9 protein-coding genes are annotated in these 14,244 nt (G+C 33.0%); 4 read left to right on the top strand and 5 right to left on the bottom strand.

Annotated features, from left to right (window positions below):
• Positions 1-80 precede the first annotated feature (80 nt).
• Genes SCB73_RS13645 through SCB73_RS13635 form a run of 3 tightly spaced genes read left to right on the top strand, consistent with a single transcriptional unit; the run spans position 81 to position 7,213 of the window.
• A complete protein-coding gene (locus SCB73_RS13645) occupies positions 81-3,335 on the top strand; it encodes a tetratricopeptide repeat protein (protein WP_320566772.1) in 3,255 nt (1,084 codons plus the stop codon).
• On the top strand, positions 3,301-5,262 hold the full coding sequence (locus tag SCB73_RS13640; RefSeq protein WP_320566771.1) for a DUF3857 domain-containing protein: 1,962 nt from the start codon (positions 3,301-3,303) through the stop codon (positions 5,260-5,262). Before SCB73_RS13645 ends, SCB73_RS13640 begins: the two co-directional genes overlap by 35 nt.
• The gene (locus tag SCB73_RS13635) at positions 5,243-7,213 is read left to right on the top strand and encodes a DUF3857 domain-containing protein (protein WP_320566770.1); all 1,971 of its coding nucleotides are present in this window, start codon (positions 5,243-5,245) and stop codon (positions 7,211-7,213) included. Before SCB73_RS13640 ends, SCB73_RS13635 begins: the two co-directional genes overlap by 20 nt.
• 130 nt (positions 7,214-7,343) lie before the next feature.
• Here SCB73_RS13635 and SCB73_RS13630 read toward each other — a convergent pair whose 3' ends face one another.
• From SCB73_RS13630 to mnmA, 4 genes are read right to left on the bottom strand one after another with little or no spacing between them, the layout of a single operon-like run.
• Positions 7,344-7,754, bottom strand: coding sequence for a hypothetical protein (locus tag SCB73_RS13630; RefSeq protein ID WP_320566769.1), 411 nt, complete (start codon positions 7,752-7,754; stop codon positions 7,344-7,346).
• Between the two features lie 20 nt (positions 7,755-7,774).
• Positions 7,775-8,719 (bottom strand): NAD(P)H-dependent flavin oxidoreductase, encoded by a 945-nt coding sequence (locus SCB73_RS13625; RefSeq protein ID WP_320566768.1) that lies wholly within the window; start codon positions 8,717-8,719, stop codon positions 7,775-7,777.
• 12 nt (positions 8,720-8,731) lie between these two features.
• A complete protein-coding gene (locus SCB73_RS13620; RefSeq protein ID WP_320566767.1) occupies positions 8,732-10,333 on the bottom strand; it encodes a S8 family serine peptidase in 1,602 nt (533 codons plus the stop codon).
• A 46-nt stretch (positions 10,334-10,379) separates the two neighbouring features.
• Positions 10,380-11,567: a tRNA 2-thiouridine(34) synthase MnmA gene (gene mnmA / locus SCB73_RS13615; RefSeq protein ID WP_413927818.1), complete on the bottom strand. Its 1,188-nt coding sequence runs from the start codon at positions 11,565-11,567 to the stop codon at positions 10,380-10,382.
• A 141-nt stretch (positions 11,568-11,708) separates the two neighbouring features.
• On the opposite strand from mnmA, the gene SCB73_RS13610 reads away from it, so the two are divergent.
• Positions 11,709-13,586, top strand: coding sequence for a PEP/pyruvate-binding domain-containing protein (locus SCB73_RS13610; RefSeq protein WP_320566766.1), 1,878 nt, complete (start codon positions 11,709-11,711; stop codon positions 13,584-13,586).
• Here the strand turns inward: SCB73_RS13610 and SCB73_RS13605 are convergent, their stop codons facing one another.
• The gene (locus SCB73_RS13605) at positions 13,587-14,144 is read right to left on the bottom strand and encodes a DUF4956 domain-containing protein (RefSeq protein ID WP_320566765.1); all 558 of its coding nucleotides are present in this window, start codon (positions 14,142-14,144) and stop codon (positions 13,587-13,589) included.
• Positions 14,145-14,244: the final 100 nt, after the last annotated feature.

Genomic DNA, 14,244 nt, shown 5'->3' with positions numbered 1-14,244 from the left:
AAAAATAATTAATAAAGAAATACCTATAATAGACGCAGATTTGAACAAAATTTCTATATTTGAAAAAACCAACGACTATAATGAAAAAAATTTTACTGCTGTTTTTATTAGTTTCATTTTCAAAAAACTATGCACAAACTGATTATGCTTTTGTTTACAACAACGATTCCATAATCAAAAAAGGTGAAAAATTATATGATGACAAAAAATATGATGAAGCCTTAAAAGAATATCAAAAAATCAGTAAAATTGACCCCCGATACTTAAACGCACAATATGAGATTGGCTTAGTCCTGAATGCGCAGGAAAAAAAGAGCGAACTCAAAGCTTTTTTAGAAGATTTATATGCAAAAGGAAAAATGCAGGAATTTCCGGAACTGTATAAAATGTACGCCATCTTTTTAAGCAACGAAAAAGAATACGAATTGTCAGAAAAAATCTTCAAAGAAGGCGAAAAATACATTGGAAACTATTCAACTTTTCAGTACAATTTTGCCATCCTTTATATTCGTAAAGAGGAGACACAAAAAGCGCTGGATATACTAAAACGAATTGTTACAAATGATCCTAACTATGCTTCGGCCCATTATTTATTAGGAATAATGGCATTTGAAAACGGAAAAATTACCGAAGGAACTCTTGCCCTAATGAGCTACCTTGCCATTGCTCCTACTGGGCAATTTGCCAGTAAAGCGGTTTTGCAGTTGAATGAAAATTTCGGGCAAAATTATCTAGCAGAAAACAAACTAGTTTTTTCAAAATCTGGAGATAATTTTGAAGAAATCGAAACTATTTTAAGAAATCAATTGCCGTTGAAAAAAGTATATAAAGTAAAGTCAAGCATTGATGACAAGATCACACGTCAAGTACAAGCAGTTGCCGAATATACTTTGGAACATAAAATGGGCGACGGTTTTTTTGAAACTACCTACATTCCGTGGGTAAAAGACATGGTCGAAAAAAATCAGCTGGAAAATTACTCTTACTACAGTTTGCTTTCGCTTGAAGATAAAATTGGGAAAGAGTTAAACAAGCAAAAGAAAAAATTAATATCATTTAATGATGACTATGTGCAGAAAGATTTCTGGAGTGCTTTTGGGAAAAGAAATTTAGACCTTTTTGGCAAAAATGAAGAAGTTGTTGTTAGCATCAGAAACGAAAGACCGTTTATTATTGGGCAACAAATTAACGGCGAATTTGTCGGAAAATGCAAATATTTAAACGCATTTGGAAACCTAAACGGTGAGCTTAATTTTAAAAATGGAGAGCTAGAAGGACAGCAAAAATATTACGATGAAAAAGGGCGTCTTACTGAAGAAAAATCCTTTACAGCTGGAAAACTAAACGGAGAAAGAACTACTTATTATGAAAATGGAAACATTGCATTATTTGAAACTTACAAAGATGACAAACTAGACGGAATCAGTACTTCGTATTATCCAAATGGGGGTAAAAACTGCGAAATAAACTTTACAAACGGAGAACGAAACGGTACTTTGATCTGCCTGCACGAAAATGGAACTAAGAAAAATGAAATTGATTTTGCCAACGGAAAATTAAGCGGCAAATACAATACATACAACGAAGCTGGAGATTTGACCGAAACATACAATTGCAAGGATGACAAAATTGAAGGGAATTATGCTGAATATTTTGACGGCAAAACTTTAAAATCTGAAGCTGTGTATAAAAATGGTTTTATTGAAGGAAGTTATAAAACCTATTATGCCAACAAGACCTTAGAAAGAGAAAATATTTGTGCGCTTGGCAATGTTTCAAAATCAACTGATTATTACGAAAACGGCAAAAAATCGACTGAAAGTTTATATGCTCCAAAAGGTGTTTTAGAAAATTATAGTTGTTTTGATACTGCTGGAAACAAATATTTTGAAGAAAAATACAAAGCGGGCGAATTAAAAACTGGAATTCAATATACTGCAGATGCTCCTAAAGGAACTGAAGTAAGCGTTACCAAAAAAGGTTTTGAAATGAAAAACTTTGATGGAACACTCCGCATTAAAGGCGACTTTGAAAAAGGAAAAAAAACTGGTGAATGGAGCTACTTATTTTCTTCTGGATTGCCTCGTTTGAAAGAATTTTATGTGAATGGAAAAAACAGCGGTTTAAGCACTAGTTATAATCAAGGTGGCGAAATTTCTACCATATCAAATTATGCGAATGATACTTTAAATGGACGTTATGAAGTGTATGATGCCGCAAATCTTAACCAAATTTACAACTATCAAAAAGGAAAGCAAAATGGTCCTTTTCAAGTTTTTTATCCTGATGGAAAAGTAAGTACTGAAGGTTTTATGAATGAAAATAATGTTGTCAATGACAAGTATGTTTATTTCCAAAACGGAAATATTGCATCGATCGAACATTATGTGAATGATTATATGACCAGCAAAAAAACATTTGGCCTTAATGAAAAGTTAGAAAACGATTTTGACTATAAAAACAAAACCGGAAAATTCAACTTAGCATTCAATAATGGTACGTACACCAAAAACTGCGAAATGAAAAACGGAATCTTGAATGGAAAACTGATTGCACAGGACAAATACAAAGCCAATATGCTTGATGCGGAATACGTTAACGGCAAACTTCATAATTTATATAAAAAATACAGTCCGGTTGGTTCACTTTTAGTGGAACAAAACTACTATTGTGGCAAACTAAACGGAACCGCTAAACAATATGATTATGTTGGAAATTTAAAAACTGTCGAAGAATATTCTTTTGGAGCTGAAAATGGAAAATCGGTTCGTTATTTCAATAACAAATCAAAAATGATGGAAAATTCAATGGTTAATGATTCACGAGAAGGAGAAACCACGTATTACAATCAAAAAGGTGAAGCTTTATTGATTATTGGTTATGAAAACAATATGCCACAATACTTTATTTCAAGAAGCAAAACAGGCGAATTGAATGAAAAAACACCAATCAAAAATCAAACTGCAACTATTGTATCAAATTACGCAAACGGAAAACCTGCAATTGAATTAACTTTAAACAAAGGCCAATTACAAGGCAAATTTGTAATCAATTCTATTGATGGAAAGCCAGAATACGAATGCAGATATAACAACGGTAATCTAGATGGAGAACGCGTTGAATACTATACAAATGGAAAACCATACAAAAAAGAGCGTTTCTCAAACAACAACTACGAAGGTCAGCAAGAATATTTTAAAGAAGATGGACAATTATGGGCCAGTGTTTCGTTCAAAAATGATGAATTGCACGGAAATACCTTAATTTACAATGCTGGGAAATTAGTACAAACCAAAAAATATGATTCAGATGAATTGGTTGACATCATCAAATAAACCTTTAATTCTGAGTGCGTTTTTTTGTCTCTATTCTGTTTTAGGTATTGCACAAAAATCATTTCAGGAAATTAAAGATTTGTATCCAGATCATAACGAAATCATCTTGGATAATACTGAAGTTTATGATATTTCTATTGAAAACAATGGTTTAAAAATCATCAATGACAGTCATTACGAATCGATGATTTTGACACAGAACGGAATAATCAACAATAAAGAATCTTTCTCATATTCCGATTTGATTCCGCTTAAAAGTTATGACGCCTATACTGTTGTGAATGAGAACGGAAAAGAGAAAAAGATAAAAGTAACACAGACTATTGAAAAGCAATCGCAGTCAAGTTCTATTTTTTACAATGGCGTAAAAGAGCGCCAGCTTACTTTTCCGAATTTAGAAATGGGCGCCAAAAAAGTGTACAATTATCAGTCCCAATTTTTAGATCCGCATTTGTTGCACAAATTTATATTTGGCGATAATATGCCAATCCAAAATTCGACTTTAGAAGTACGAACCGACAAAAATGTCGTGATTGATTATAAAATTTTCAATGATCCAAACAAAACGATTACCTATTCTAAAACAGAAAAGAAAGGAAAATGGATTCATAGATGGACATTATCTGACATTAAAGCTGCCAAATACGAAGATGGTGCTCCTGGGTATTTATACCAAATTCCGCATGTTGATTTTTACATTAAAGAATATACCATCAATAATGTGACGACGCCGGTTTTAGGCACTATTACAGAATTATTCAACTATTACAGGGATTTTGTAAAAGATCTCAATAAAAAAGAAGATCCTGAATTAAAAGCGCTTACGCTAGACATTACAAAAGACAAAACGACCGATGAAGAAAAAGTAAAAAGCATTTTTTATTGGGTGAAAGATAACATCAAATACATCGCTTTTGAAAATGGTTATGAAGGATTTATTCCGCGCGAAGCAAGTTTGGTTTTTGAGCGAAAATTTGGAGATTGCAAAGATATGGCAAGCATTATTTCGTGCATGTCGCATTATGTAGGCGTGAAAGATGTTACTTTGGCTTGGATAGGAACGCGAAGTATTCCGTATTCGTATAATGATCTGGCGACGCCGTCTGTAGACAATCACATGATCGCCGTTTACAAAAAAGGCGATCAATACATCTTTTTGGATGGAACTGACAAAGAAACACGCTATGGCATTCCAACAGCTTTTATTCAAGGAAAAGAAGTGCTTTTCAACGAAAATGACCAATACAAAATTTACCCTGTTCCCGTTGTTCCGGCAAATCAAAATGAGATTAAAGAAACTGTCAATTTGAAAATCGAAAACAGCAAATTGATTGGAACTGCAAAAATGGAACGTTTTGGTTACAACCGAAGCCATATTTTAATGCAAATTGGCGATGCATCAAATAAAGCGCGCCAAGAAATGATCAAATCTTTGGTTTTAAAAGGAAACAACAAATTCATTTTAAAAGATTATAAAGAAGAAAATCTATCCGATAAAAATCTGCCATACATCATCGATTACAATTTTGATCTCGACAATTATATTGTAAAAGTGGATAAGGAAATTTATTTGAATCTATTTTTGGACAAATTTTTTGACCGATCGAATCTTGCAAAAGACAGAGTTGCTCAATATGAATTTGAATATCTAACTCAATTTTCGACACAGTATGTATTAGAGATTCCGAAAAACTACAAGATCAAATATCTTCCAAAAGATTTTGACATCGACAATGATTATTTGAAAGCGCATTTTGCATACGAAGTAAAAAACAATATGCTTTACTTGAATATCAATTTGCAGCAAAAGAAATTATTGCTCAACAAACCCGATTTCGAGCCTTGGAACGAAACCATCAAAAAACTAAAAACTAACTATAGCGAAACCATAATTCTAATTGAAAATAATGAAAAAAAACTTCCTTAAAACCATTTTTACCTTTGTCGCATTACTGTGTACATCAGTCTTTTTTGCGCAAGATTATAGTTTCAAAAATTACGATTGGAATGAAAAAGATGTAAAAATCGAGGTTCCAAAAAAATATGAAAACGAGAAAGAATTCATTCTAAATCGTACTATAAAAATTGAAGTTGCTGTTGATAAAAACAATGTAACACAATTTCGCTTGATTCATGAAAAAAAATACATCAATTCTGATGATGCAATCGAGCGCAACAACAAAATCTATATTCCTTTTGGCGACAACGAAAATGTGCTTGTTACTAAAGTTCGCGTCATTCTGAAAAATGGAAAAATCATCAGCTTAGATAAACAAGACATTAAAGAAGAAGTTGATCAAGAAAAAGGAATGAAATACAACTATTTTGCGATGAACGGACTTGAAAAAGGAGCTGTAATCGAAAAACTGTATGTGTTGCAAGAAATGCCAGATTTAAAAGGAAATACCATCAAAATGCAAGATGAATATCCTATTGCTGACTTTAATTTTGAATTGATCACGCCAGCGCATCTTATTTTTAAAACAAAATCTTATAATGGTTTAAGCGAAGCTGTTGTGGATGACAAAAAATTGGAAAATAAAAAAGTAATCAGTGTTACTGAAAAAGATATTCCAGCTCTAAAAGATGATGAAGAATACTCCAACTGGGATGTGAAGCTTAAACTTTTCCGATACAAATTGGATGCAAATTTATTCACCGGAGGAAAAAACTTGAATAATTTCAAGGAATTTGCGACAATGACTTACGAGAGAATTAATCCTGTTTTAGATAAAAAACAAGAAAAAGCGATCGCATCTTTCTGCAGTTCAATTCCAGAATCAAAAGACCCTCAGGAACAAATTTGGAATATCGAGAATAAAATCAAAAAAACAATCATTTACGACAAATATACCGACATGAAGCCTTCGCTGACTGATGTAATCAGTACAAAACAAGCAAATAGTGTTGATATCATAAAATTATATGTTGCTGTTTTCAAATACTTTAAAATAGAGCAAAATCTAGTTTTCACTTCTAGTCGTTACAAAGTTCCTTTTGACAAAGATTTTGAAAGCTATGAAAACTTAAATGATTTCTTGTTTTATTTTCCTGCCATCAAAAAATACCTTTCGCCAACTGAAATCGAATACCGTTTGCCTTTATTTCCAAATTATTTAGGAAACAACAATGGTTTATTCATAAAAGAGAAAGTTTTTGCAGGCGTTTCAATGGGAATTGGAGAAGTTAATTTTATTGAAATTCCAGGAACAGAAATTACGCATGATTTTATGGATATTACGGTAGATTTTACAAAAGACCTTGAAAATCCAACAATTACAAGCATTATGACTTACGGAGGATATTCTGGAATGAATTTTCAGCCTATCAAAGATTTCGTTTCGGCAGATCAATACAAAACCATGCTGAAAAGTATTTCTGAAAATTATACGCTTCAAAGCGAATATAAAACGCTTACCACAGAAAATGACGGAACAGAATTTATTGGCAAAAAACCATACAAACTGAACTTGACTTTTGATGGAAAAGATATGATTCAGAAAGCGGGAGAAAATTATTTGTTTTCTGTTGGACAAACGATCGGAAGACAAATGGAATTCTACCAAGAAAACAAACGTGTTCTTCCTGTAGAGATTGATTATCCGCACTATTACACCCGCAAAATAAAAATTGTTTTGCCTGAAGGAGCAAAAATCAAAAACTTGGATAAGTTTGTAATGGACTTCAAGACCGATTTAAACGGCAAAACGGAAGCTGCTTTTACCAGCAATTATTCGCAAAACAAAAATGAGGTTATTGTTGAAAACACCGAATTTTACAATATTGTAAACTACCCTTTGTCAAGTTTCGATCAATACAAAGCCGTAATCAACGCTGCCGCAGATTTTAATAAAATTGTGGTTATTGTAACGCAGTAAATTTTAAGAAATACATAAAAACAAAGCCGACAAATTTATATGATTTGTCGGCTTTGTTTATTTATTAAAATTCAAAATCTTAGTATCTTAGTCCTGATAGCTATCGGGATAGCATCTCAGTAACTTTTTATTAAACACTAAAAATATTATAAACGATAATATGATCGTCGTAGTTGATATAAAGTTGTTTTCTGAAATCTTGTTTTTTTCTAGTTATAATAGAAAGTTTGCATTCTTTTCCATCATTATCTTTACACATGAAAGAATAGGTAATATCAGTATCATTTTCTTCTCTTTCGATATAATCCAAAATATTAAAAAGCTGAATTTCTTGAGAATACACTACAATTCGATGTTTGTTTGTATCTAAAACCACGCTCAAGTTTACCAAATCGAGATCAGACCATTCGCCCCATTTTCCTCTTTCATTTTTTTCTAAAACACTAAAACCAGAAGTTTTAAAATGATAGGACTGACTTTGGACTTTTTGCAGTCCAAAAATTAAAAACAATATTACTATAGAAGTACGAATAAAATTCATAAAATATTTCTTACCAAAAATTAAAATTCAAATGTAGCTTTTTCTTTTCTTGCTTCCTCAAATTCAGCTATCATTTGTTGCACAATTTGCTCTACGGGCAAAATTTCACGAATTAGTCCAGCAATTTGTCCAATTTCAAGTTCACCTTCGTCAAGATCGCCTTCAAACATTCCTTTTTTAGCTCTGGCTCTTCCCAAAAGCTGTATCAATTCTTCTTTTGAAGGGCATTTTTCATATAAATCCTGAACATCCTGATAAAACTTATTTTTTACCAATCTAACAGGAGCTAATTCTTTCAAAGTTAAATGCGTATCGCCTTCTTTTAACTTAACTATCGTTTCTTTAAAATTATTGTGGGCCGAAGATTCAATTGATGCCGCAAAACGACTTCCTACTTGTACGCCATCAGCGCCCAGAATCATCGCCGCCAACATTCCTCTTCCTGTCGCAATTCCACCAGCGGCAATTAACGGAATCTGAATTTTTTCCCTAACCATCGGGATCAAGGTCAAGGTTGTAGTTTCTTCTCGTCCGTTGTGTCCTCCCGCTTCAAAACCTTCAGCTACAACTGCATCTACGCCGGCATCTTGAGCTTTTAAAGCAAATGTACTGCTGCTCACTACGTGCACAACTGTAATCCCCTTTTCTTTCAAAAATGAAGTCCAAGTTTTAGGGTTTCCTGCCGAAGTAAAAACGATTTTCACGCCTTCTTCAACCACAATATTCATAATTTCTTCAATGTTTGGATACAACATCGGAATATTGACTCCAAAAGGCTTGTCCGTCGCTTTTTTACATTTTTGAATATGTTCTCTCAAAACTTCAGGATACATTGAGCCCGCGCCAATTAAGCCTAAACCGCCAGCATTACTCACCGCCGAAGCTAATTTGTAACCGCTGTTCCAGATCATTCCGCCTTGAATTATTGGATATTTTATATTGAAAAGCTGCGTAATTTTATTCATGCAAATAGGCTGTTATTGTTTAATTATCTTTCCCGTTTTATGTAAACCTTCGGAATCAAAAGTATAAAAATAAAGACCGTTGTTTAGCGCTTCAACAGAAAGAAATGGATTTTGATTTGTAATTTGTTTTTCAATTAATTTTTGCCCCAAAAGAGAATAAATGGCAACAGAAGCATCATAATTTCCTTCGGAAAAAGAAAAAGTAATCATTGTTTTCGCCGGATTTGGGAATACAGAAAAAGACGAAGAAACTAAGAAATCATCAATTCCTAAATTAGCGCCAAAATTCGGAATTCCGTAACCATAATTATTATCTGGAGCATTATATCGATCTGCTGATTGCAAAATCATTTGCCTGATTTCTTTATTTGTTTTTGTTGGAAAAGCTTGCCAAAGACAAGCCACTAATCCCGCCATGACCGGACATGAAAATGAAGTTCCGTTTGCAGTACCAATATTTCCTGAAGCATCAGAAACTGCTGTTGCAGTTCCCTGAGCCATAATATCTGGTTTAATCCGATTGTCAAAACTTGGCCCAATAGAACTAAAATCTGACTTTACTTTTGTCGAAGTCACAGAACCAACAGCTAACACCGAAACGGCATCTGAGGGAGCACCAATATGCGGTTCTGTAGTTCTTCCCTCATTTCCTGCTGAAGCTAATACCATCATTCCTTTACTGAACGCAACTTCCGCTCCTCTTGAAATAAAAGTAGTACTGCCATTCATATCGCTATAAGTATGGCTTTCGCCTACTTTATCAAATTCAAAATAACCTAGTGAAGTGGTAATAATATCAACGCCAAGACTGTCTGCTTTTTCAGCGGCTTCCACCCAAAGCGATTCCTCAATTGGATTCTCAGATGCATCGTTTTCAGTAATAAACAAATAATAGGACGCGTCTGGAGCTGTACCAACCAAGGAGTTTTCTTTATATCCGCCCATAGTCGAAAGCACTAAAGTTCCGTGATCGTCGCCAGTGTAAAAATTAGAATTTCTGTTAACGAAATCATATCCGCCTAAAATTCTATTATTGATTTGAAGATTCTGAAAAGGCTGTGCTGTATTTACGCCTGGAAAACCCGCATCTAAAACCGCAATAATTTTTCCAGATCCTGTATAATTTTGTTTATGTAAAGCCTGTCCGTTAAGCATTTGAATTTGGCTTGCAGCATTTCCGTAAGCGTAATCAATTGTCGTTTTAAGTTTATTATTTGTTCGAGCAGAATTGCTTTCATTCACTCTTTTTCCTGTATTTAAAGTTTTGTTTGTAAAAACAACTTTATCAACAAATGACAATGATTTTAACGCCGAAACATTTACTTGAGTTCCTCTAATGTGAAGTGCATTCAGCCATTTCGATTTAGCTAAAACTGTAATTCCAGTGCTTGATTTTATTTGTGACAGATACGTTTTTTCAATTGGAACATCGGTAATATCTAGAGCAATATTTTGAGCCGTTCTTCGGGTTAAAGAACGCTGTGTCAGCATATCAGAAGGTTTATCCAGAAAAGATTGCGAACTTGGTTTATCTTTAAAATAAACCCATGCATCTTCCTGCGAAAACATCGTGGAAGTGATCAGTACTAAAAAAAAGAAAAAATAGTGCTTCATAGCGTACTTTTTTAAAAAGAGAAATCCCTTATAAAAAAGTATAAAGCTAAGAAATTACTCCCGAACCAACTAATTCATTATCCAAATACCACGCAACAAACTGACCTTCAGTAATTGCCGATTGCGGTTCATCAAAACGAACATACATTCCGTCTTCAAATTGATATAAAACAGCTTTCTGCAAAGGCTGACGGTAACGAATTCTTGCCATTACTTCTTTTGATTCACCCGGTTTTAAAGCCATATCTGTACGAACCCAGTGTACTTCAGAATTGCCAACAAACAAAGCTTTTTTAAACAATCCCGGATGATTGCTTGACAAACCTGTAAAAATTGTGTTTGTTTCAACATCAGTCGCAATTACAAATAATGGATCTGTAGTTCCACCAACGTTTAAACCTTTTCTTTGTCCAACTGTAAAATAATGAGCTCCTTGATGTTTTCCAACTACTTTGCCCATTGTTGGAAGATAATTCAGTTTTCGAGATTCTATTTTTAATTGTTCTTCTAAAGATAATCCTGAAATGTCTTCCACTTCATAAATGGGATCATTTTTATCGATTTGAACAATTTTGCCTTCTTTTGGCTGTAATTTTTGTTGCAAAAATTCAGGCAAACGAACTTTCCCAATGAAACACAAACCTTGAGAATCTTTCTTTTCTGCCGTTACCAATTCCATTTCAGCCGCAATTTCACGAACTTGTGGTTTGGTCAAAGCGCCAATTGGAAATAATGCTTTTGATAATTGTTCTTGCGACAATTGACATAAAAAGTAAGACTGATCTTTATTCACATCATTTCCTGCAATTAATTGATAAACAGTCTTTCCATCAACTTCAATTTCACTTTTTTGGCAATAATGCCCTGTTGCTACATAATCTGCGCCAAGACTTAGAGCAATCTTCATGAAAACATCAAATTTGATTTCGCGATTACAAAGCACGTCAGGATTTGGAGTTCTCCCTTTTTCGTATTCGTTGAACATATAATCAACAATTTTCTCTTTGTATTCTTCGCTTAAATCGACAGTTTGAAACGGTATTCCAAGTTTTTCGGCTACTAATAAAGCATCGTTACTATCTTCTAACCAAGGACATTCGTTAGAAATAGTAACCGAATCATCATGCCAGTTTTTCATAAAAAGGCCAATAACTTCGTATCCTTGCTGTTGCAATAAATAAGCAGCAACACTAGAATCTACTCCACCAGAAAGTCCAACAACTACACGTTTCATTTTAAAGTCTTTAATTTTTCAAGGTTGCAAAGGTACGCCAAATAATAGAAAATTTTACAAACGTTTTGATTACTTTAAGCAATCCCGCGGTAGATAAAACCTATTACTTTTTTGAGTACATTTAATCATCAAATCAAAAACATGAAAAAATACATTTACAGCTTATTTTTCCTGTTCGCGCTTACTACTTTAAGCGCTCAACGCTATTCATCTTCTCTAAAAGATTACGAAGCTTATAAAGCATTTAAAGGAAAACCGCTATCTGATAAATTTTCTAATATCGAATCTGTAAAAATTGTTTACGATTTAAGAAAGAAAAAAATGTACTATTTCAATAGTCAGCTTATTTCGCATCATTATCAATTTGCCACTGAATATTTGGGTTATGACAAAGATATCGAAGTCTTTAACAATGAAAATTACAGCGATAGTGAAAAAGACAGAGATTATCTGCTCGGAAATTTAAATCACGTTAAAGGAACCGAAAAATGGATTTTTGAGCTTGCAGCTTCAGATCACATGAAAGTCTCACAAATCGAATGGTTTTATAATCAAGTCAAAAACAGCTCTTTTATTGGCAATGATCTCAAATTTTATTTGAATGATCCTGAGAAAATAGCCTTATTCCAAGAAGGGAAATTTAAAATTCCTTGTGTCAAATCAGATTATATTTTTAATGAAATTACATATCAGCAAGTCGCTGGTGGCTCAACAATTGGAATCCTCAAGCAATACAAAATAAAGGATTTGGATAAAATAAAACCCAATCCAGACGAAATTATAATCCTCGACGGAACTCCAAACTTATTGCCTGAAGCGAAAGGCATAATTGTAAACGAACTTCAAACACCTTTGAGTCATTTAGTGCTTTTGGGCAAAAACCGAAAAATACCTATAATGGCTTATAAAAACATCGATAAAGACAACAATATCAAAAGATTGCTTTCTAAAAAGGTAGAATTCAAAATCGAAATTGATACTTTTTATTTGAAAGAAACGACAAAAAAAATCGCTCAAAAAAATGCTTCAAAAAAGAAAATACTAACCATCGACAATTCTGTGACTGATATTGTTGATCTCTCTTCAATTCCAAAAAAAGGAGTGAATTATATTGGTTCAAAAGCACAAAACATGGCTTATTTAATTGCTATTTCAAAAGAGATTCCTTTTAAAACTCCCGAAAATGCGCATGCCATTCCTTTTTATTATTATACAAAACATATTCAGAAACCATCAATTTCTGTTTTAATAAGTGAATTGTTGAATTATCCTAAAAAAGATTCAAACGCTTGGATAAATAAAAAACTGAAAGAAATTAGAGAAGCAATCAAAGCAGAAAAAATTGATCCGGAATTGATTGCGAAACTGAATCAGACCTTTAAAAATGCATCTTTTAAAAACTTCAGATTCAGATCATCAACTAATGCCGAAGATTTGGATGATTTTAATGGCGCCGGATTGTACGACTCTAAAACGGGAGTTTTAGGCGATAGTATTAAAAGTTTCGAGAAAGCAATTAAACAAGTTTGGGCGAGTGTATGGAATGAAGCTTCTTATAACGAAAGAGAACTTTTTGGAATCGATCAGCAAAATATTGCAATGGGCGTTTTGGTACATCGTTCATTTCCTGAAGAAGTTGCAAACGGCGTTGTAATCACAAAAAATATATTTAGAAGAAATTTTCCTGGGTTTACGGTCAATGTTCAAAAGGGAGAAAATTCAGTCGTAAAACCCGAAAAAGGAGAAGTTTGTGAACAATTTACCGCCTATCATATCAACGAAGGAAACGATGATGAAGATTTTGAAATTGATTACACTTCAAATTCAAATTTAAACAATAACGAGCCATTATTGACCCGAAAAGAAATGAACCGGCTTTATATTGTTAGCAAAACAATTGAATCCAAAATGTACCGTTATTGGCGAAAAAACCAATTTCATCCTGTAGATATTGAGTTTAAGATTGTAGGCGAAAACAGAGATTTATACATCAAACAAGTTCGTCCTTTTAATGATTAATCAATAGAAAACCTGCACATCGATTTCTTTTGCAACTGTATTGACCAACACAATTTTAAAATCAAAATCAGAAATATTAATTCTTTCTGTAATGGCTTTTCTAATATTTCCATTATCCAAAGAAAAATCATTTTCTAGCGGGATTTTCAAATCAACTGTATTCAAATATTTTGATGCCTTCTTATTGACAATTATTGATGCCACAATATAAAAACCAATAATAATGACTTGAAAAAAGAGCAATATTTCTATTTTTTCAAAAGGATACATAATATCTAAAATGGATAAAGTAAGTGTCGCAAAAAGAAAAATGATTGCATTTACAGTAAAAGATTGCGTTCTGAATCGTAAAATGGAAAAAATGGCAAATAAGCCAAAACCTATTCCTACTCCGATTTCAATCTTTGTAAACAAATAACAAAGCGAAAAAGTACACAAACCGACAATTACCATTAATGGATTTATTGTTTCGTTATCTTTTCTGTTGGAGAAAAAATACAAAACCAAAATTGAAAAAAACAGCAAAAAAAATCGGCCAATCAGTTCGTTTAAATCCATTTACAAAATTTTAGTCAATCAAATTTAAAAAATAGTTTGCCACAAATTCCACGAATTCTCACTAATTTTTATTCTGGAATATAATTCAAAAAATATTCGT

This window comes from Flavobacterium sp. KACC 22761 (assembly GCF_034058155.1).
In the GTDB taxonomy this organism is placed as follows: domain Bacteria; phylum Bacteroidota; class Bacteroidia; order Flavobacteriales; family Flavobacteriaceae; genus Flavobacterium.
Note: the sequence above shows the minus strand (reverse complement) of the source record. Positions and strands in the feature narration are given on the sequence as shown.

Bases quoted from the DNA above. Each gene is read 5' to 3' on its own strand.
- SCB73_RS13610 (WP_320566766.1), top strand. From the start codon at position 11,709: ATGAAAAAATACATTTACAGCTTATTTTTCCTGTTCGCGCTTACTACT.
- SCB73_RS13630 (WP_320566769.1), bottom strand. From the start codon at position 7,754: ATGAATTTTATTCGTACTTCTATAGTAATATTGTTTTTAATTTTTGGA.
- SCB73_RS13620 (WP_320566767.1), bottom strand. From the start codon at position 10,333: ATGAAGCACTATTTTTTCTTTTTTTTAGTACTGATCACTTCCACGATG.
- mnmA (WP_413927818.1), bottom strand. From the start codon at position 11,567: ATGAAACGTGTAGTTGTTGGACTTTCTGGTGGAGTAGATTCTAGTGTT.
- SCB73_RS13635 (WP_320566770.1), top strand. From the start codon at position 5,243: ATGAAAAAAAACTTCCTTAAAACCATTTTTACCTTTGTCGCATTACTG.
- SCB73_RS13605 (WP_320566765.1), bottom strand. From the start codon at position 14,144: ATGGATTTAAACGAACTGATTGGCCGATTTTTTTTGCTGTTTTTTTCA.
- SCB73_RS13640 (WP_320566771.1), top strand. From the start codon at position 3,301: ATGATTCAGATGAATTGGTTGACATCATCAAATAAACCTTTAATTCTG.
- SCB73_RS13645 (WP_320566772.1), top strand. From the start codon at position 81: ATGAAAAAAATTTTACTGCTGTTTTTATTAGTTTCATTTTCAAAAAAC.
- SCB73_RS13625 (WP_320566768.1), bottom strand. From the start codon at position 8,719: ATGAATAAAATTACGCAGCTTTTCAATATAAAATATCCAATAATTCAA.